Genomic DNA, 19,651 nt, shown 5'->3' on the forward strand with positions numbered 1-19,651 from the left:
CGCCCCTGGCTCTGAAGAGACGTGACGCCGGCATGGACCGCTGTCATGCTGGCGAAACAGGACTCGGCTATTCGCGGCTCTCATGAAAATATCTCCCTCGACCCTTGGTCTGGGTGTTTCCATGACCATCGGTTACGGAACGCTCTATTACTCCTTCTCCGTTCTGGCGCCCGAGATAGCCCGCGCGTTCCGCTGGACGGAGAGTTTCGTCTTTGCGATCTTCTCGGCCGGGCTGTTGGCCGGGGCCGTGTCCGCCCCCGTCATTGGCCGGATGATCGACAGATATGGCGCCCGGCCGGTGATGAGCCTCGGGTCGGTCTTTGCCGCACTGACCCTCGCCCTGATTTCCGTGATGGAAAACGCCTGGCAATTCATCGTCATCGCGCTGCTCGCCGAATTCGTGGCCATTGCCGTGCAATATGATGCAGGCTTTGCGGCCCTTGCACAGCGTTATGGCCGCGATGCCCGTGCCGAAATCACTCTTGTCACCCTGATCGCGGGTTTTGCCTCCACCCTGTTCTGGCCGCTGCTGCAGTGGCTGCTGACGCTGATGAGCTGGCGGGAGGTCTATCTGGTGCTGGCCGCGATGAACCTCGTCATCGCACTGCCGATTCACCTGACCATGCCGAAGGGAAGACAGGGGCCGAAGGGAAAACAGGGCCAGCCGGACCGGCCGGAGCCGCTGGCCTCCTCTTCCCCTCCCCTGGCTCCGCAGATCTTGCAGGCGGCCTCTCCACGGCTGGGTCCCCGCCCGATGGCGCTTCTGGCCATCAGCTTTGCCAGCGGCGGCTTCGTCATGTCCGCCGTCGGAGCGGCGCTGCTGGTGCTGCTGGGGGACCTTGGCTTTGCAACGGCGACGGCCATCGCGGCGGCCAGTTGCATCGGCCCTTCGCAGGTCGCCGCCCGTTTGATTGAATATCTCCGGCGCAATCTATTTTCACCGCCAGCGACCGCCGTCATCGCCGCCTTTGCCCTGACGCTGGGGCTTGTGCTTCTGGCCGGAACCGTGTTCGCGCCGGCACCGGTCCTGCTCTTTGCCTTTGCCATCACCTATGGTGCCGGCCAGGGCCTCACATCCATCGTCCGGGGCATGCTGCCGCTGCATTATTTCGGGCCGGAAGGCTATGGACGGCGCACCGGCACGCTCTCAGGCATCCGCATGGTTCTGTCCGCGGCCGCGCCCTTCACGGTGATCTTCCTGAAGGAGCAGCTTGGCACTTCCGCCGCCCTTGCCGCCCTCGTGCTGGCAGCGCTCGTCTCCACGGTGTCGGTGCTGGCGCTGGTCCGCCTCATGGCGAAAGCCGAGCCAATCTGAGCTGCAGTACAGAGGCGGTCAGCCGGCGATGATCCGCCTCGCTTCCTCATATTCGCGGATCAGCCGGGCCACGAGGTCCCCGGCAGGCAGAATGTCGTGGATGCCGCCCGCGCCCTGCCCGGCAGACCAGACGGTCTTCCAGGCCTTGGCCTCATGCTCGAGGTTCATCTTGCCCGCCTGCGGCAGGTTGTCGGGATCGAGCCCGGCGCGGATGATACTGGGCTTGAGGAAGTTGGCATTCACGCCGCTGATGGCGGGCGTATAGAGAATGTCGCTGGCATCGCTTTCAACGATCATGTTCTTGAAGTCCGGCTCGATCGTCGCCTCCTGCGTTGCCAGAAAGCGGGTGCCGAGATAGGCCATGTCGGCGCCCATGGCACGGGCCGCGAGCACCTGCGCGCCGGTGTTGATGGCACCGGCCAGCACCAGCGTGCCGGACCAGACCGAGCGGATTTCGGAAATCAGTGCAAAGGGATTGAGCGTCCCCGCATGGCCGCCCGCACCGCAGGCGACGGCGATGATGCCATCCACCCCGGCCGCCGCCGCCTTCTCGGCGTGGCGGGCGTTGATCACGTCATGGAAGACGAGCCCGCCGTAGGAATGCACAGCATCCACCACATCCTTCACCGCCCCCAGCGAGGTGATGACCAGCGGCACCTTGTGCTCCACCGTCTTCGCCAGATCCGCTTCGACGCGGGAGTTGGACCGGTGGACGATGAGGTTGATGCCGAAGGGCGCAGCGCCTTCCACGCCATCGAGCCGCGAGGCGATTTCCTCCAGCCAGGCGGCATAGCCTTCCGTTGTGCGCTGGTTCAGCGCCGGAAACGTGCCGATCATGCCGCCCTTGCAGGTTTCCACCACCAGATCAGGGCCGGACGCCAGAAACATGGGCGAAGCAATCGCCGGGATCTTGAGACGGCCCTGGAGACTTGCGGGCAACGGCATGGCAGCACCTTTCGCATCGGATGGGAGAGCGAGAGTGCTGCGGATTTCCGTTTACGTCAAGGGAATGACGGCGCCTTACCCTACTCCCTTTGGAGGAGAGCGCCGCCCTGCCAGACGGCGGCAAGGCTGAGATCATCCGTCAGATGCAGCACATCGGCGCGGCGTCCTGCTGCCAGCGCACCATGGCTGGCGCCAAGCCCCGCCACTTTCGCCGGGCGGCTCGTGACCATGGCGAGCAGCGCCTCCGGCGGCAGGTCCGTATGCGTATTCAGATAACGCAGCGCCTGCGGCAGGCTGACATCAGCCCCCGCCAGCGTGCCATCCTCCAGCGTCAGCCGGCCAACACGGCGCAGGATCTTCCGCCCGCCAAGGGTGAAGCTGTCAAGCTCCGTCCCGGCCACGGCCATGGCGTCGGTCACCAGAAACAGCCCCTCGTCCTGTTTCGCCGCAAGAGCGATGCGCAGGGCAGGCGCGCTGACGTGGACGCCATCGGCAATGATCCCCGCCGCCACCGGCCGGTCCAGCACGGCCCCCACCAGCCCCGGCGCCCGGTTGCCAAGCTGGCTCATGGCATTGAACAGATGCGTCGCGCAGGTGACGCCATGGTCGAAGGCCGAAAGCGCCGTCTCATAAGCGCAATCGCTGTGGCCAATGCTGAGGATGGCACCGGCTTCCTTCAGCCGGACGATCTGGTCCATGCGCACGGCCTCCGGCGCAATGGTGATCATCAGCACCGGCAGATGACGGGCGGCATCGCACAGAAGCTCAAGATCGGCGTCATCCATCGGGCGGATCAGCGCAGCGTCGTGAGCACCCTTGCGCCGCACATCGAGATGCGGGCCTTCCAGATGCAGGCCGAGAAACCCCGGCAGTTGCTTGCGCGCCGCCCGGATGCCGGTTTCGATCACCGCCCGTGTGGCTTCCCGCGTGTCCGTGATCAGTGTCGGCAGCAGGCCCGCAGTGCCCAGATGGCGGTGGGCATCGAGAATGCGGGTCAGCTTGCCCTCGTCCACAGAGCCATCCAGCATCAACCCGCCGCCGCCATTGACCTGCAGATCGAGAAAGCCGGGGGACAGGATACCGCCGGGCAGTTCCACATGGGAGCCATCCAGCGACCGCGCTTCCGCCTCCGGCGCCAGCGCCTCGATTGTTTCACCGGAAAGGACAAGGCTCATCCCCTCCCGCAGGCGGGTGCCGTCAAAAATCCGGGCGCCGTGAAGAACTGTCCGCATCAGTGCGTTTCCGTGACCTTGTTGAGATGGGGCGGCACATCCGGATTGAAGCCGCGCCGGAGGGCAAAGCCTTCCACAAACCGGTAGAAGGCAGCAATTTGCAGCAGCGGCGCCGTCAGGGGATGCACGCCGTCCAGAACCGGCAGGCGGTTGCAGCCGGGCGCATCAAAGCCGGTTGCGAACACATCCGCCCCCTGCCCCGCCAGCCGCTCCGCCGTCGCCCGCGCGTGGGGCAGCGCCGCATCATCCACACCAAGCGCCAGCACCGGGAAGCGGCCGCTGGCAATCGCCGCCGGGCCGTGCAGCACTTCGGCCGAGCTGTAGGCTTCGGCGTGAAGGCCAGAGGTTTCCTTGAACTTGAGCGCCATTTCATTGGCAATGGCAAGGAGAGGCCCGCGGCCCAGCACATAGAGCGACTGCGCCCGCACCAGACGGTCAGACAGGGGCGTCCAGTCCAGCTGCAGCGCGGCGGCTAATTGCTCCGGCAGGCGGGCAACCGCCTCCCGCAAAGCTGCATCTTCCTGCCATTCGGCCAGAAGGGCGAGGCCTGCCAGAACGGAAGTGACATAGGTCTTGGTGGCAGCGACGCTCTTTTCCGGCCCGGCGCAGATCGCAAGGGAATGATCCGCCGTCTCCGCCATGGGCGAGGCGGCATCATTGGTGATGGCCAGCGTCAGCGCGCCGCCCTCGCCCGCCCGGCGCAGCATCTCGACAATATCCGGGCTGCGGCCCGACTGGGAAATGCCGATGGCAGCCGCCCCCTTCAGACGCAAGGTGCGGCCGTAGATGGAGGCAATGGATGGCCCGACGGAGGCGACCGCCAGCCCGGCCTGCAGTTCCACCGCATATTTGAGGTAAGAAGCCGCGTGATCGGACGAGCCGCGCGCCACGGTGACGAGAAAATCCGGATCCCGCTGCCGCAGCGCCGCCGCAGCCGCTGCAATGCTGTCACGGGCTTCACGCAGGAAACGCTCAGCGGCTACGGGAATTTCGGCGACCTCGCGGGCCATGTGGGTTGTGCTGGTCATCATGCGTCTCCCGCCTTCAGTTCAACGGCAAAATCATAGGCGTCCCCCCGGAACAGGGAGCGGGTGAATTCCACCGCCTTCCCGCCGGGCAAATAGGCCACGCGCTCGATCTTCAGTCCTGCCGCGCCGGGCGCCATCTGCAATAGGTCAGCCTCGGCCGCCGTCAGGTTCACCGCCGACATGCGCTGCACGGCACGGACGGGCAGAAGATCGCGGGCGCGCAAGTAAGCATAGAGCGAACCGCCCATGGCGGACGGGTCCGGCAGGACTTCGGCAGACAGAACCGATCGCTCCAGCGCCATCGGCATGCCGCCGGACCAGCGCACGCGCTCGATCCGCGCCACCTGTTCCGCCGCGCCCAGCCCCAGCGCCATCATTTCTTCGGGTGAAGCAGGGCCGGTTGCGGCGGAGAGGATCTGCGAGCAGGAATCGCGCCCGCGCCGGGCCATGTCGGCAGAAAAAGACGTGAGCTGCGACAGACCCATCTCGAACCGCTCCACCGGACGGGCCACATAGGTGCCCGAGCCGCGCCGCTGGACCAGGAGCCCCTGACGCACCAGATCGGCAATGGCGCGGCGCACGGTCACGCGGCTGAGGCCGGTGCGCGCGGCAATTTCCCGCTCCGCCGGCAGGCTGTCACCGGGCTTCAGCCTGCCCTCGCGGATTGCCGCCTCAATCCGCCCCTGCAGCACGGCATAAAGCGGGCCTGCTCCGGCAACAGGCGTGAAGACGTCATCCATGCGCTGCCAGATCCTCCGCCGCCATCCACATGGCCCCGTCGAGCGCGGAACCCAGCGGTTCGGCCTGCGGCCACTCACCGGCCAGCGCCTTTGCATAGGTCACACCCAGCCCGCCGAGGAACACCACAGGCACCTCGCCGCCCTGCTGCAACAGGGCAATCGCGGCGCGAACCTCCGCCACGCCGGCCGCCAGCACCGCCTCTGCCGCCGGGTCCCCCGCCCGCGCTGCCGCCAGAATGAGCGGCACCAGCGCGGCAAATTCGTCGGGCCGTGTTGAGGGCGCATTACGGACAATCGCCTGCGCCCCGCCGCCATGTTCCAGAATGTCACACAGGAACGGCGTGATGAGGTGGAAGCCGTCGATGGCCTTCAGTGCCCGCAGCACCGCATGGCGGCCGAGCCAGGAGCCGCCGCCCTCGTCGCCCATCACGTAAAAGCCCCAGCCGCCCACCTGCCGGATGACGCCCTGCCGCTGCACGGCGAAGATGGAGCCGGTGCCGATGGCCGCCAGAATGCCGTCGCCGCCCCTGAGCGCGCCCCTTATCGCGGCGATGCCGTCATTGACGACGCGGACGGTGGTGAAGGGCACCCGCTCCCGCAGGGCATCTGCCGCCGCAGGCACCCCGCCCCCGGCAACGCCCAGCACGGCACAGACCGGCAGCGACGCCTCTGCGTCCATCACACTCCGGCCGAGCACAGGTGCCAGCAGCGTATCAGCAGCCGCCAGAATGTTGGCGCGGGCCTGATCTGGATTGCTGACGATGTTCGCTGGCCCGCCGGAAACTTCCCCCAGCACCGTGCCATCTGCCGCCGCCAGCCGCACCCGGCACCCGGTTCCGCCCCCATCCACACCCAGAAGATACATGCTGCCGTCTCCAGATTTGATGCGGCTGAGATAATACCAAAATAAGACCAAAAGCAAGGTAGGGAGGTGTTTTCCGATAATCGGCGAACCCGGCAGTCGATGGACCATCAGTGCCAGCCGGAGAGCAGCCAGAGACCTCTCCATCCGGCATTCCCTTTCCATCGTCATCCCGGCCAAGCGTAGCGCGAGCCGGGACCGGTGAGCCACAGCATAAATTTTTCAAAAGATTAAGCTAACCCAGAGGCCTTGGCTCACCGGTCCCGGATCTCCGCTTCGCTCCGTCCGGGATGACGATGGAGAGGAAACAGGGCAGATGAAATGCCGCAAAGCAGAGCTCCAGACACCCCGGCGATCCGCGTAGTTTCTCACATCCCGCTCAACCCGGTCCCTACCAATTCAATCAATCACCAGAATCTCCGGATCATCCACATAGACCTCGTCCGGCCCGTCGCGGCTGTCGAGGCGGTAGCAGGAGGGGCTGGCGCCGAGGTGCTTCTTGAACAGGCGGGAGAAGTAGTAGGGATCGGCGATGCCGACCATGGCCGCCACTTCCTTCACCTTGCGGCCGGAGGACAGCAGGTTCATGGCCATTTCCATGCGCTTGCGCTCCTGGAATTTCTGCGGCGTCAGGCCGATGCGGGCGCGGAAGGCGCGGCGGAAATAGTCGCCGTTGAAGGGCACGGAGCCGAGCGCCTTTTCCAGCGCGGCAGCGCTCAAGGGATCGGCGGCGATGCGGGCCGCCACCAGCATGATCTGCACCGACAGCTGATCGGGACTGTCCAGCGCCCCGCCCGCCCCTTCCTTCCAGCCGAGAAACGCGCTCTCGATATAGGCGAGCAGGATCACCATGAAGAGGTGATGCTGCGCCAGCGTTGTCATCGAAAGCGGCGCCATGTCGCGGTAATGCGCCACCATGGCGCTGATCACCTGCCACTGGCGGAAGGCGGCAACGGGCCGGAGATTCATCTGGCCGATGAGATCCACCGAGCCGAACAGCGTCAGCGTGAAATGCTGGGCGACACCGGTGTAAAGCTCGTCCGAGAGCGACTCGCCAACGAAGCGGCTGCCGGCCGGGATCAGCATGGCCATGCCCGGAGCCAGCGACTGTTCCACCCCGTCGAGCTCGTAGCGCGCAGACCCGGTCAGGCAGATCACCAGATCATGCACCGCGTTGGACTTGTCGACGCGCCAGGCGCGCGAATGCTGCATCTTGATCGCCGAACGGGCCAGAGCCAGCGTCAGCGCGGCGGGCGACAGACCGGCGAGTACATCACCTACGTTTTTGTCCATCTTTTTATTTCAGTCCGTCAATTTCGGCCAGCTTGCCGGTTAGAATATCGTCTCTGTCACGAAATGACTATCGCAACCCTTGCGAGACGCACCATGGGAGGAGGCGGCTTTGCGGGCGGGAGCCCTGCGCCCTTGCGCAGCCTTGCCCCTTCGCCGGATCGGCATTTGAAAACATCAGAAAACCCTATCAGAATGGCCTGTTCCGGCGTGAATCTGACCGCTCTTGCGGCAGCAGATGCAGCGTCAGGTCTTGCAATACGGGCTACAACCAGAGCGGAGGCCATCTGACATGGGTGGAGAAAACCGCTTCCTCGGCCTGGCCTATGTCACGCCCTATGTCTTCGGCCTGCTGCTGTTCACGGCCGTGCCCTTCGGCGCGTCGCTCTATCTCGCTTTCACGGATTACAATCTCGTCAGCAGCCCGAACTGGGTCGGGATGGACAATTTCGAAAAACTGTTCACCCGTGACCGTACCTTCACCCGCTCGCTGAATGTCACCCTGCTCTACGTGGGGCTGACGGTGCCGCTGAAGCTGGCCTTTGCGCTCTTCATCGCGGTCATCCTCAATTACAAGCTGAAAGCCATCAACCTGTTCCGCACGGCCTATTACGTGCCGTCCATTCTGGGTGGCTCAATCGCCATCGCGGTGCTGTGGCGCTATCTCTTTTCCACCGAAGGCCTCGTCAACATGGCGCTGGCGGTAGTGGGGCTCGGCCCGGTCAACTGGTTCGGCGACCCGGCGAATGCGCTCTTCACCATCACGCTCTTACGCATGTGGCAGTTCGGCTCGGCCATGGTGATCTTCCTCGCCGCGCTTCAGTCCATCGACAAGTCGCTCTATGAGGCGGCGGCCATCGACGGCTCGGGCCCCTGGTCCACCTTCCGGCACATCACCCTGCCGCTCATCACGCCGGTGATCTTCTTCAATCTGGTCATGCAGATGGTCCAGGCCTTTCAGGAGTTCAACGGCCCCTACATCATCACCCAGGGCGGCCCCCTCAAGGCCACCTACTTCCTGCCACTCTACATCTACGAGCTGGCCTTCAAGAAGTTCGACATGGGCTATGCCTCCGCTGTCGCCTGGGTCCTTTTCATCATCATCATGGCGCTGACCCTCGTGGCCTTCTGGTCCTCGAAGAAGTGGGTCTATTACGCCGGCGACAAGAGGAGCTGAGATGTCCCCATCCTTCGTCGCCCCCGATGCAGGCGCGGCCGCCTTTGCCGCCCGCCAGCACCGCAGCCAGCGGATCTCGGCGATCATCCGCTACACATTGCTGACGCTGGTCGGCGTGCTGATGCTCTATCCGCTGATCTGGCTCATCGGGGCCTCGTTCAAGCCCAATTCCGAGATCTTCTCCAGCGCCGGGTTCTGGCCGCAGAACCCGACCCTTGATGGCTACATCAAGGGCTGGCAGACATCAACGCCCTACACCTTCGGCCATTTCTTCCTGAACACGGCCTGGATCATCATCCCGAAGGTCATCGCCACGGCGGTGTCCTGCACAGCTGTGGCCTACGGCTTTGCCCGCTTCGATTTTCCGGGCAAGAAGATCCTGTTCGTCACGCTGATCGCCACGCTGCTGCTGCCGAATGTGGTGACCCGCATCCCGCAGTACCTGCTGTTCCGCGATTTCGGCTGGCTCGACAGCTACCTGCCGCTGTGGGTGCCCTCGGCCTTTGCGGGAGACGCCTTCTTCGTCTTCATGCTGATCCAGTTCCTGCGGGCGATCCCGCGCGACATGGAAGAGGCGGCCCGCGTCGATGGCGCCAACTCCCTGCAGGTGCTCGTCTATATCGTCGTGCCCATGCTGGCCCCGGCGCTCATATCGGTCTGCCTGTTCCAGTTCATGTGGACGATGAACGACTTCCTCGGCCCGCTGATCTACCTGTCCTCCATCGACAAGTACCCGATCAGCCTGGCGCTGAAACTGTCCATCGACACCTCGGAAGCATTCGACTGGAACCGCATTCTGGCCATGTCGGTCCTGGCGATCACGCCCGCGCTCGTCGTGTTCTTCCTCGCACAGAAACATTTCATTGAAGGCATCTCCAGCGGTGGGGTGAAAGGCTAATGGCACGTTTGCAGATCCAGAACCTGGAAAAGGTCTATGGCAGCGGCTTCAAGGCGGTCCATGGCATCAACCTGGATGTGGAGGACGGCGAGTTCATGGTGCTGGTCGGCCCGTCGGGCTGTGCCAAGTCCACCACCCTGCGCATGATCGCAGGCCTTGAGACGGTGACGGGCGGCGCCATCCGTATCGGCGGCCAGACCGTCAACGACCTGCCCCCGGGCAAGCGCGGCATCGCCATGGTGTTCCAGAACTACGCGCTCTACCCGCATATGAAGGTGAAGAAGAACCTCTCCTTCGGCCTGCGCCTGCAGAAGAAGAAGACGGCGGAAATCGATGCCGCCACGGACGAGGTGTCCGGTATTCTGGAAATCGGCCAGCTGCTCGACCGGCTGCCCAAGCAGCTGTCCGGCGGTCAGGCCCAGCGTGTGGCCGTGGGCCGGGCGCTGATCAAGAAGCCGGAAGTCTTCCTGTTCGACGAGCCACTGTCGAACCTCGACGCCAAGCTGCGCGCTTCCATGCGGGTGCGCATCACCGACCTGCACAAGCAGCTGAAGGCAAACGGCCAGTCCTCCACGGTGGTCTATGTCACCCATGACCAGACCGAAGCGATGACCATGGGTGACCGGATCTGCGTGATGAAGGACGGCCACATCATGCAGGTGGCCGATCCTCATACGCTCTACAACCGGCCCGCCAATGCCTTCGTCGCCGGTTTCATCGGCATGCCGGAAATGAACCTCGTCCCCGCCACGCTCGGCGGCAGCGGCGACGGGGTGACGCTGACGCTGGCTGGCCAGACGCTCGGCTTCGGGCCGGAGCTCGCCCGCCGCCTGACGGCCAAGGCCGGGTCCGTCACCCTCGGCATGCGCCCGCAGCATCTCGGCCTGCTGCCCGCCGGCACGGAGAATGCCGTAACAGGCACAGTGCAGACCATCGAGTTCCTTGGCCATGAAATGAACCTGCACATCGACCTTGGCGGCACCACGCTGGTGGCCGTGCTTCCTGCGGCGGAGGTACCGCAGGGCCTGAAGCGCGGCGATGCGGTGGCGGTGCGGCCCATCGAGAGCAACCTGCATATTTTCGATGCGCAAAGCGGCGAGAACATCTCGCTGGCCCCGCTCGGCTGAGGCCGCAGCAAGTGATCAAGCCTTTCCGGAGCGGGGTTCAGACGCCCTGCTCCGGCGGAAAACGGGAGGAGAAAACCATGAGAAAGACAGCAACTGCCCTTGTGAGCCTTGCGCTCGCCTCGACCTTTGCCACGCCCCTGCTGGCGGCGGACCTGCGCATGTCCTGGTGGGGTGGCGACAGCCGCCACAAGGCGACGCAGGAAGCGCTGAAAGTCTGCGGCGAAAAGCACGGCCACACCATCGCGCCTGAGTTCACCGGCTTTGACGGGCACCTTGAGAAGCTGATGACGCAGATCGCCGGCCGCACGGAAGCCGACATCATGCAGGTGAACTGGCCCTGGCTGCCGCTGTTCTCGATCAAGGGCGACGGTTTTGCCGACCTGAACGATTTGAGCGAATATATCGACCTCAGCAACTGGACGGAGGACCAGCTGGCGTCGGGCAGCATGAACGGCAAGCTGAATGGTCTGCCCGTTTCCACCACGGGCCGCGTGTTCTTCTTCAACACCACCTCGTTTCAGAAGGCCGGGCTGCCCCTTCCCGCCACCTGGGATGATCTCTTCGCCGCCGCCAAGGTGCTGAAGGAGAAGATCGGCCCGGACGCCTATCCGATGAACGCCATCAAGGAGACGGCCGTTCTGCTCGTCTCGCTGCGTGCCACTCAGGCGACCGGCAAGGACCTGATCGACCCGGAGACAACGACCGTCGCCTGGACGCCGGAAGAGCTGGCCGCAGCCATCGATTTCTACGGCAAGATGGTCGAAGGCGGCGTGGTGATGTCGCAGAAGGATGCGGCGGCAGAGGGTAACATCAACCTGTTTGAAAGCCCGAAGTGGGCCGACGGCCGGATCGCAGGCTCCTATGAATGGGATTCCACCTATTCCAAATTTGCCGATCCGCTGCAGGAGGGCCAGAAGCTGGAGGCCGTCAAGCTGCTGGCCAGCCCGGATGCCAGGACCGAAGGCGTCTACCGCAAACCCTCCATGGTGTTCTCGATCTCGAAGAACTCGAAGAAACCGCAGGCTGCGGCCCAGATCGTCAACTGCCTGCTGAACGAGCCGGAAGGCATCAAGGCCCTTGGCAGCTCGCGCGGCCTGCCCGCCAGCAAGACGGCGGCCAAGGCTCTGGCTGATGCCGGTTCGACCGAGATGGAACTGATCGTCGCCAACGCAATCGTCACCGCAGGCGCCGGACCGACCGTATCGCCCTTCAACGAGCACCCGGAAGTCCGCAGCATCTTCATCGACGCCCTGGAGGAATTCGCCTACGGCCAGATCGATGCGCAGACCGCTGCCGAAGAGATCATCGACGGCATCAACGGAGCCTTGAAGAAGTTCCGGTCCTGAGGGGAAAGGCCGCCGGGAGTTAGCTTCCCTGGACTGCCAGTCAGGCTCCAACTCCTCTCCCCCCTTGAGGGGGAGATGCCCCCGGCAGGGGGCAGAGGGGGGTAGCGGACTGTCCATTCATACGAGAAGCAGAGCCTTGCTGAAGCGCTGATACCCCCCTCTGTCTGCTGACGCAGACATCTCCCCCTCAAGGGGGGAGAGGGGCGCTGCGGCGAGACGGCGGGCGCTTCGGGAAAAGCTCCGGCAGCCGGTAAAGCCGCGCTTCATCACAAAAACTGCCGGGAGGCATCAGGTCTCCCGGCCGCCACAACGCAGGAATACGCCCGCCATGTCCACCGAACCCGCAACCGGCTCCCTCTGCCTCAGCGCGATTTCCCCGCGGCATATCACGCTGCGCTATCACGTGCCGGGTGCGCGCTATCACCTGCCGGGGCCCGCTGCCTGGGTGCTGACGGACCAGGGCAGCGGCGAAACACGGCAAGGGGTTACCGACAGGGCGGTCTTCTCGATTTTCGGCCTTACACCCGGCGCAGACTATGTTCTTGCCATTGAAGGCGTAGAGCCTCTGACCATCCCCATGCCGAAGTGCTTCGGTCTGGTTGACGCCCGGGACCATGGCGCCGACCCGGCCCTTGCGGACAACGGCGCTGCCCTTGCCCGGGCGATTGCAGCAACGCCCTCCGGCGGCACGCTGCGCATTTCCGGCGGCACCTACCGCACCTCGCCGCTCATGCTGAAGTCCGGCATGACCCTGCAGATCGATGCAGATGCAGGCCTTGCCGCGATCCACGACCGCAGCCGCTGGCCCATTCTGCCTGCCCGGGATCAGGATGGTCTGCCCCTGTCCAGCTGGGAGGGCGTGCCGGAAGCGGCCTATGCCAGCCTTATTACAGCAACCTCCTGCACATGGCTGACCATCTGCGGCGAAGGCTTTCTTGATGGCGGCGGTGCGGAAGGCGACTGGTGGAGCTGGCCGAAGGAAACCCGCAACGGCGCGCGGCGCCCGCGCACGCTTTTCCTCAGCCGCTGCACCCATGTGACGCTGGCAGGAATCACGGTTCGCAACTCCCCTTCCTGGACCGTGCATCCGCTGTTCTGCAATGGCGTGACGGCGGCAGACCTCAGGATCTGGAACCCGTCCGACTCCCCCAACACCGATGGTCTCAACCCGGAAAGCTGTGAGGACGTCTGGATCGAAGGTGTGCATTTCTCGGTCGGCGACGACTGTATCGCCATCAAGGCCGGCAAGCCGGAGCCGGAGAGCGGAGCGCGCGATCACCTTGCCCCCACCCGCAATGTTTCCGTCCGCAACTGCCTCATGGAACGTGGTCACGGCGGTCTTGTCATTGGCTCTGAAATGGGGGGCGGCGTGCATGACGTGACCGTGGAGCATTGCAGCTTCCGCCAGACGGACCGGGGCCTCAGGATCAAGACCCGGCGCGGCCGCGGCGGGGCGGTCGGCAATGTCCGCTTCTCCGATTGCGACATGGACGGCGTGGACACGGCTTTCGTGGCCAATGCCTTCTATTTCTGCGATGCGGACGGGCATTCGGACTATGTGCAGTCCCGCAAGCCTTACCCGCTCACCGGCGAAACGCCGTCCATTGGCGCGATCACCATCGAGAACATCAAGGTCACGAACCTGCGTCTGGCGCTTGGCGTCTTCCTCGGCCTGCCCGAAGCGCCGATGGGGCCGGTCCGGATCTCCAGCGTCGAGGCCTCCTATGATCCTTCGGCCAAAGCGGACGTGCCGGTGATGGCCGATCATGTTCCGGCGATGCGCCATGAGGATCTGGTGTTCGAAGGCGCGCATGTGGAGGACCTGCGCCAGCGCCCTGCCCGCGCCAGCCCGGCGGCCTAGCTGCCCTTTCCCGCCAGCCCCGCGAAGGCTGGCCACAGATTTCGCAGCGCCGGATGGCCTGCATCACACTTCCAACCGGAAAGACGGACACGGATGCTGTGCCCGGATGCTTTCCCTCGCAGTCAGGACGGCCCCATGACCCCGCGCTATTTCAAGGAATATCTTTCCCGCTACACCTACGCCAAGGACGGCAGCTGGTGCTACGAGGACGGCTGTGTCTACCGCGGGCTGGCGCTGCTGTATGACCAGCAGCCGCAGGAGATCTGGCGGGATGAGCTGCTGCGGCTGATCGGACCGCAGGTCGGCGAGGATGGCGCGCTGGCAGGCTATACCCAGGATGAGTTCAACATCGACCACATTCTGGCCGGGCGCGTGCTGTTCTTCCTCGAAAAGGCAGCCCCCGGTGCCCACTGGAGCCTTGCCATCGAGCATCTGGCCGGGCAGTTGACCCGTCACCCGCGCACGGACGGCGGCAATTACTGGCACAAGAAGCGCTATCCGCAGCAGGTCTGGCTCGACGGCCTCTACATGGGTCTGCCGTTCCAGATCGAATACGGCCTCTCCCGCAACAGGCCGGACCTGGTGGACGATGCCCTTGCACAGCTGAACCGGGCGCTGGACCTGACCCATGTGGCGGCAACGGGCCTCTACGCCCATGCGATTGATGAAGCCCGGGCGCAGGACTGGGCCGATCCGCAAACCGGCCTCTCCCGCGCCCACTGGGCCCGCGCCCTTGGCTGGCTGGCGATGGCTCTGGTGGATGTGACCGGCCTCATTGGGCCGGAAAAAGCCGCCTCATCCGGGCTTCCAGAGCGGGCGTCCGCCCTGCTCACCCGCATCGCCGCCCTTGCCCGGCCGCAAAGCGGGCTGTGGCTGCAGGTGATCGACCAGCCGGAGCTTTCCGGAAACTACGAAGAATCCTCGGCCAGCGCCATGTTCGCCTATGCGCTGATGAAGGGGGCAAGGCTGGGCCTCGGCATGCAGTTTGCAGCACCCGGCCTGAAGGCGCTCGCCAGCCTCGAAACCACCCAGCTTTACGCCGGAGATGACGGCATCATCCGCCTGCAGAATGTCTGCGAGATGGCCGGGCTCGGCGGCTTCGGTGGCCGCGTGCGCGACGGCTCGCCCGCCTATTACCTCAGCGAACCGCTGCGCCCCGACGACCACAAGGGCACCGGCGCGCTGATGATGGCCTATGCCGAACGGCTGGCCTCGGCCAGCGCCGAAGCGCGGCGGGCCGCGAGCTGACAGGCAGAACCACAAGGGCCGCAAGCGACTGCGGCCCTTGTTTTTGGGAGAGGCGGCATTGGTCTTGCCGCCTCCTCAGAAGAATATCCACTCACAAGCTTATAATGTTTCGTCATGCCATGACTTGATCATGGCATCCATTCCCTGATCTATCCATAAAGACGGTCTCTGAATATGCATTTCCAGGACCTGACCTCAATCTCCAGCAGGTGAAAAGCGAGAGGTAACGGCATGGATGCCATGATCAAGTCATGGCATGACGGAGCTGAGAGGAAGGAGGTCTTTCATGAAAAACATTCTCTTCCCCTCACCTGATCCGGCGGCCTGCCTCATCTGCCGTGAAATACATCGCCTGCGCCGGATCGAAGCTGATACCGGCTTGATCACCTGCACGAAGGCCCATCTCCTCGCGCTGCTCGACAATCAGCTTGCTGCCGTTGGCGGCCATCAGATGCACGTAGGAAACGCCGCCCAGCGCCTCGACCATGTCCACCTTGTGCGTGGTGCCGGAGCGCTCGATGTGCAGATGCTGCGGGCGCAGGCCGAAGGTGACCGGGCCATCAGCGACCGCCACCGCCGGACGGGCAAAGATGGCATCGCCAAGGCCCGGAACCTTGAGCCCCTCGCCGCTGACGCTGGCGTCGAGGAAATTCATGGCCGGTGAACCGATGAAGCCCGCGACGAAACGGTTGTCCGGATCGTTGTAGAGATCGAGCGGCTTGCCAACCTGTTCGATCTTCCCGGCGCGCAGCACCACGATCTTGTCGGCCAGCGTCATCGCCTCGACCTGATCATGGGTCACGTAGATCATCGTCGCGCCGATTTCCCGGTGCAGGCGGGCGATTTCGACGCGCATCTCGACGCGCAGCTCGGCATCAAGGTTCGACAACGGCTCATCGAAGAGGAAGACTTCCGGCCCGCGCACGATGGCGCGGCCGATGGCGACGCGCTGGCGCTGGCCGCCGGAGAGTGCCTTGGGCTTGCGCGCCAGCAGCGGCTCCAGCTTCAGGATCTTCGCGGCCGCCGCCACCTTGGATTCGATTTCCGCCTTGGGATGGCCGGTCATCTTCAGGCCGAAGCCCATGTTTTCCGCCACCGTCATGTGCGGATAGAGCGCATAGGTCTGGAACACCATCGCCACACCGCGTTCGGCCGGGTCAAGGGCGGTCACGTCACGCGAACCGATCCGGATTGCACCGGAACTGGTGCTTTCGAGCCCCGCCACCATGCGCAGCAGCGTGGACTTGCCGCAGCCCGAGGGGCCGACGAAGACACAGAATTCGCCATGCTCGATGGTCAGGTCCACCCCGTGGATGACACCGACTTCGCCGAACTTCTTGACCACGTTCTCGAACGAGACGCCAGACATGAATATCCTCCCTCAGATCTGCTTGCGTTCCGGAAACCGCCAGGCCTCCACGTCTGCAGCAATGGCGCTGGCGCAGGCCTTGAGCTGCGGGGCCAGTTGCTCCAGCCCGTCGAGGCTGTTCCGGGTTGTTGTGGATGTGACCGAAAGCGCACCCAGCACGCTGCCACCCGACGACAGAACCGGCACGGCAAGGCAGATGATGCCCGGCTCGTGCTCCTCCCGGTCGAAGGCGTGGCCGCTCTTGCGGATTTCCTCAAGCTCGGCGAGAAGCTCCTCGCGCGAGCCGAGCGTCTTCGGCGTGAAACGGTAGAAGGACTGGCGCGCAACGGCCTGCTGCTTTGCCGCCTCCGGCAGGAAGGCAAGCATGGCCTTGCCGACACCGGTGCAATAGGCAGGCCCGACCTTGCCGGCCTGGCTGAACATTTCCACTGGCCGGGCGGCGTTGCGCTTGTCCACATAAAGCACCTGCCCCTGATCCAGTTGCGCCAGATGCAGGGTTTCGCCCAGCTCTGCCGACAGCCTGTCGAGCCAGGGGCGTGCCAGAGGTGCCAGAGAACTCTGCGACCAGGCCGCATGGGCAAGCCGCACCAGCCGGACGCCGAGGGCATAGTTCTGGCTGTCCGCATCATAGGCGAGCATGCCCTGATGGGTCAGGGTCTGCAGCAGCCGGTAAAGCGTGGCCTTGGGATAGGGGCTGATGGCCAGAATATCCGTGAAGCGCACCGGGCGGCCGGCCTGCGCCACAAGATCCAGCACGGCCAGAGCCTTGCCGACGGTGCCATCACCGCCCTGCTCCGCCTCCGCCCCGCTGATGCCGGGCCCATCCGCCTTTGGCTGTTTCGTGCTCATCGTCTTGCAAACCCTCGCCCGGCACACCGGGGTGCGCCTGCTGCTTGACAGTCCTAAAGCTTCGCATCATAGTTTTCAATATGCAAGACTTGGTTTCATTATTTGGAACCTCCTTGCCAAAGAACGCAGTCCGGGAGGAGACAAGATGACTGTTACACCGCTCAAGCTGGCGGCCTTTGCCGCTGCGCTGATGATGTCCGGTTCGGCGCTGGCCGCACAGAGGACCCTCGTTTTCAACACCGACATGTCGGACCCGGCGCCGAAGGCTGCGCTGGAAGAACTGGTCACCATGTTCGAGGCGGAAAACCCGGACGTGAAGGTGAAGGTCAACATCTTCGACCATGAGGGCTACAAGACCGCCATCCGCAATTTCATGACTGCAGATGCGCCGGATCTGGCCAGCTGGTACGCCGGCAACCGCATGGCGCCCTTCGTCAAGGCCGGGCAGTTCATGGATGTCAGCGATGTATGGGAAGCGAACGGCCTCGGCCAGAAACTCTCGGCCTCCAAGGCTTCGATGACCATCGACGGAAAGCAGTGGGGCGTGCCCTATACCTATTATCAGTGGGGCATCTACTACAACAAGGACGTCTACAAGCAGGTTGGCGTTTCCGAGCCGAAGACCTGGGACGAGTTCATCGCCAACTGCGCCAAGTTCAAGGCGGCAGGCATCGACTGCGTGACCACCGGTTCCAAGGCCCTGTGGCCGGTTGCAGGCATCTTCGACTATCTGAGCCTGCGCACCAACGGCTATGAATTCCACATGGACCTGACATCCGGCAAGATCGCCTGGACGGATGACCGGGTGAAGGCCGTCTTTGCCGAATGGGCGAAGCTGGTGGAACCGGGCTATGTCACCGCCAATCACACGGCCATTGACTGGCAGGATGCCGTTTCCCTTCTGGTTCAGGGCAAGGCCGCCAACTATGTCATGGGCAACTTTGCCGTCGCCGCCTTCAAGGATGGCGGCATGACCAATGACAATCTCGGCTTCATGGTCTTCCCCGAGATCACCCCGGGCCTGCCGCGTGCTGAAGAAGCCCCGACGGACACGATCCACATTCCGGCAGGCGCCAAGAATGCGGAGGACGCCAAGACGTTCCTCGCCTTCGTCACCCGTGCCGACGTGCAGACCGCCCTCAACAAGCGCCTCGGCCAGCTGCCGGTCAACAACGAGGCCACGGTGGATGCGGCAGATCCGTTCCTGAGCCAGGGCTTTGAAACGGTGTCGACCGCTTCGGCCGTTGCCCAGTTCTTCGACCGGGACGCCCCGGCCGAGATGGCCAAGGCTGCCATGGAAGGCTTCCAGGAATACATGGTCAAGCCCGACCGGCTGGAGCGTATCCTCGACCGTCTCGAGAAAGTGCGCCAGCGCGTCTACTGAGCCCCGCACCGCCGCCCCTTGCAGGCAGCGCTCCCAGAAACGTCCTCCGGAGCTGATCCGGGGGACATGTTCCCGAAAGATCCGAGGCCGAGATGACCGCCTTCTGGAAAGCGCGCCAGCGCATGCTTGCCCCGTGGCTTTTCCTTGCGCCCGGCGCACTGATGTTCGTTTTCTACGTGATTGCGCCGGTCTTCCAGTCGGTCAGCATTTCCTTCTATGACTGGGACGGCATCGGCACGGCCCGGTGGATTGGCGCTGACAACTACGCCGAGCTGCTGGATGACGAGGCCTTCTATGTCTCGCTGAAGAACAACGTCATCTGGCTTGCGCTCTACATGCTGGCCATTCCGGCAGGCCTGATGATCGCGATTTTCCTGAACCAGACGGTCTGGGGCATCCGGGTCTACAAGTCCCTGTTCTTCTTTCCCTTCGTCATCAGCCAGGTCGTTGTCGGCCTGATGTTCTCCTGGTTCTATGCCCCCAATTTCGGCCTGTTCTACAAGCTGATCGAGGCGGTGACCGGTCAGGGTGTTGCCATTCTGGCGGAAGAGAACCTCGTCACCTATGGCATCATCGCTGCGGGCCTGTGGCCGCAGATCGCCTATGTGATGATCCTTTATCTCACCGGCCTCAACAATGTGGCGCCCGATCAGATCGAGGCAGCGCGGCTGGACGGGGCCAAGGGCTGGAAGATGCTCTGGTACGTCATCCTGCCGCAGCTGCGTCCGGCCACCTTCATTGCCGTCATCGTCACCGTGATCGGTGCGCTGCGCTCCTTCGACCTTGTATCGATCATGACATCCGGCGGCCCCTTCGGCTCCTCGCGGGTGCTCTCCTTCTACATGTACGAGCAGGCCCTGTCCGAATACGGCTTCCGCATGGGCTATGGCGCGGCCATTGCCGTTGTCCTCTTCGCCATCATGATGATCTTCATTTCCGGCTTCATCTGGAAGATGTGGCGCGACGAGAAGGAACACTGA

17 protein-coding genes are annotated in these 19,651 nt (G+C 64.1%); 9 read left to right on the forward strand and 8 right to left on the reverse strand.

Features of this window, described 5'->3' with window-relative positions; translation table 11 throughout:
* The first annotated feature begins 121 nt into the window (after positions 1 to 121).
* Positions 122 to 1,315: an MFS transporter gene (locus ACVNHC_RS06110; RefSeq protein WP_457166727.1), complete on the forward strand. Its 1,194-nt coding sequence runs from the start codon at positions 122 to 124 to the stop codon at positions 1,313 to 1,315.
* A gap of 18 nt (positions 1,316 to 1,333) precedes the next feature.
* Here ACVNHC_RS06110 and ACVNHC_RS06115 read toward each other — a convergent pair whose 3' ends face one another.
* The 6 genes from ACVNHC_RS06115 to ACVNHC_RS06140 form a co-directional block, all read right to left on the reverse strand.
* Positions 1,334 to 2,260, reverse strand: coding sequence for an NAD(P)H-dependent flavin oxidoreductase (locus ACVNHC_RS06115; protein WP_457166728.1), 927 nt, complete (start codon positions 2,258 to 2,260; stop codon positions 1,334 to 1,336).
* An 80-nt stretch (positions 2,261 to 2,340) separates the two neighbouring features.
* Positions 2,341 to 3,492: an N-acetylglucosamine-6-phosphate deacetylase gene (gene nagA / locus ACVNHC_RS06120; protein WP_457166729.1), complete on the reverse strand. Its 1,152-nt coding sequence runs from the start codon at positions 3,490 to 3,492 to the stop codon at positions 2,341 to 2,343.
* Complete coding sequence (locus tag ACVNHC_RS06125; protein WP_208991371.1) at positions 3,492 to 4,520, reverse strand: SIS domain-containing protein; 1,029 nt, start codon at positions 4,518 to 4,520, stop codon at positions 3,492 to 3,494. The genes nagA and ACVNHC_RS06125 overlap by 1 nt, the downstream gene beginning before the upstream one ends.
* Complete coding sequence (locus ACVNHC_RS06130) at positions 4,520 to 5,260, reverse strand: GntR family transcriptional regulator (protein WP_058900090.1); 741 nt, start codon at positions 5,258 to 5,260, stop codon at positions 4,520 to 4,522. The genes ACVNHC_RS06125 and ACVNHC_RS06130 overlap by 1 nt, the downstream gene beginning before the upstream one ends.
* A complete protein-coding gene (locus ACVNHC_RS06135) occupies positions 5,253 to 6,125 on the reverse strand; it encodes a BadF/BadG/BcrA/BcrD ATPase family protein (RefSeq protein WP_457166730.1) in 873 nt (290 codons plus the stop codon). The genes ACVNHC_RS06130 and ACVNHC_RS06135 overlap by 8 nt, the downstream gene beginning before the upstream one ends.
* A gap of 396 nt (positions 6,126 to 6,521) precedes the next feature.
* Positions 6,522 to 7,415 carry a helix-turn-helix transcriptional regulator gene (locus ACVNHC_RS06140; RefSeq protein WP_094462934.1) on the reverse strand — a complete coding sequence of 298 codons (894 nt, stop codon included), beginning with the start codon at positions 7,413 to 7,415 and terminating at the stop codon, positions 6,522 to 6,524.
* Positions 7,416 to 7,704: 289 nt separating this feature from the next.
* Between ACVNHC_RS06140 and ACVNHC_RS06145 the strand changes: the two genes are divergently transcribed.
* The 6 genes from ACVNHC_RS06145 to ACVNHC_RS06170 all read left to right on the forward strand — a co-directional run bounded on the left by ACVNHC_RS06145 (position 7,705) and on the right by ACVNHC_RS06170 (position 15,069).
* A complete protein-coding gene (locus tag ACVNHC_RS06145) occupies positions 7,705 to 8,589 on the forward strand; it encodes a carbohydrate ABC transporter permease (protein ID WP_094462933.1) in 885 nt (294 codons plus the stop codon).
* Position 8,590: 1 nt separating this feature from the next.
* On the forward strand, positions 8,591 to 9,487 hold the full coding sequence (locus tag ACVNHC_RS06150; RefSeq protein WP_050471797.1) for a carbohydrate ABC transporter permease: 897 nt from the start codon (positions 8,591 to 8,593) through the stop codon (positions 9,485 to 9,487).
* Complete coding sequence (locus ACVNHC_RS06155) at positions 9,487 to 10,614, forward strand: ABC transporter ATP-binding protein (RefSeq protein ID WP_457166731.1); 1,128 nt, start codon at positions 9,487 to 9,489, stop codon at positions 10,612 to 10,614. Before ACVNHC_RS06150 ends, ACVNHC_RS06155 begins: the two co-directional genes overlap by 1 nt.
* Before the next feature lie 77 nt (positions 10,615 to 10,691).
* Positions 10,692 to 11,960 carry an ABC transporter substrate-binding protein gene (locus tag ACVNHC_RS06160; protein WP_457166732.1) on the forward strand — a complete coding sequence of 423 codons (1,269 nt, stop codon included), beginning with the start codon at positions 10,692 to 10,694 and terminating at the stop codon, positions 11,958 to 11,960.
* A gap of 328 nt (positions 11,961 to 12,288) precedes the next feature.
* Positions 12,289 to 13,821 carry a polygalacturonase PglA gene (gene pglA, locus ACVNHC_RS06165; RefSeq protein ID WP_457166733.1) on the forward strand — a complete coding sequence of 511 codons (1,533 nt, stop codon included), beginning with the start codon at positions 12,289 to 12,291 and terminating at the stop codon, positions 13,819 to 13,821.
* 135 nt (positions 13,822 to 13,956) lie between these two features.
* Complete coding sequence (locus ACVNHC_RS06170) at positions 13,957 to 15,069, forward strand: glycoside hydrolase family 88/105 protein (protein ID WP_457166734.1); 1,113 nt, start codon at positions 13,957 to 13,959, stop codon at positions 15,067 to 15,069.
* Positions 15,070 to 15,376: 307 nt separating this feature from the next.
* Here ACVNHC_RS06170 and ACVNHC_RS06175 read toward each other — a convergent pair whose 3' ends face one another.
* Complete coding sequence (locus tag ACVNHC_RS06175) at positions 15,377 to 16,438, reverse strand: ABC transporter ATP-binding protein (RefSeq protein WP_457166735.1); 1,062 nt, start codon at positions 16,436 to 16,438, stop codon at positions 15,377 to 15,379.
* A 12-nt stretch (positions 16,439 to 16,450) separates the two neighbouring features.
* Entirely contained in the window at positions 16,451 to 17,287 is an 837-nt protein-coding gene (locus ACVNHC_RS06180) for an IclR family transcriptional regulator (RefSeq protein ID WP_457166736.1), read from the reverse strand.
* Between the two features lie 145 nt (positions 17,288 to 17,432).
* On the opposite strand from ACVNHC_RS06180, the gene ACVNHC_RS06185 reads away from it, so the two are divergent.
* Together ACVNHC_RS06185 and ACVNHC_RS06190 are read left to right on the forward strand one after the other, a co-directional pair.
* On the forward strand, positions 17,433 to 18,671 hold the full coding sequence (locus tag ACVNHC_RS06185) for an ABC transporter substrate-binding protein (RefSeq protein ID WP_457166737.1): 1,239 nt from the start codon (positions 17,433 to 17,435) through the stop codon (positions 18,669 to 18,671).
* A gap of 92 nt (positions 18,672 to 18,763) precedes the next feature.
* Complete coding sequence (locus ACVNHC_RS06190) at positions 18,764 to 19,651, forward strand: carbohydrate ABC transporter permease (RefSeq protein WP_197717594.1); 888 nt, start codon at positions 18,764 to 18,766, stop codon at positions 19,649 to 19,651.

This window comes from Pannonibacter sp. Q-1 (genome assembly GCF_054073275.1).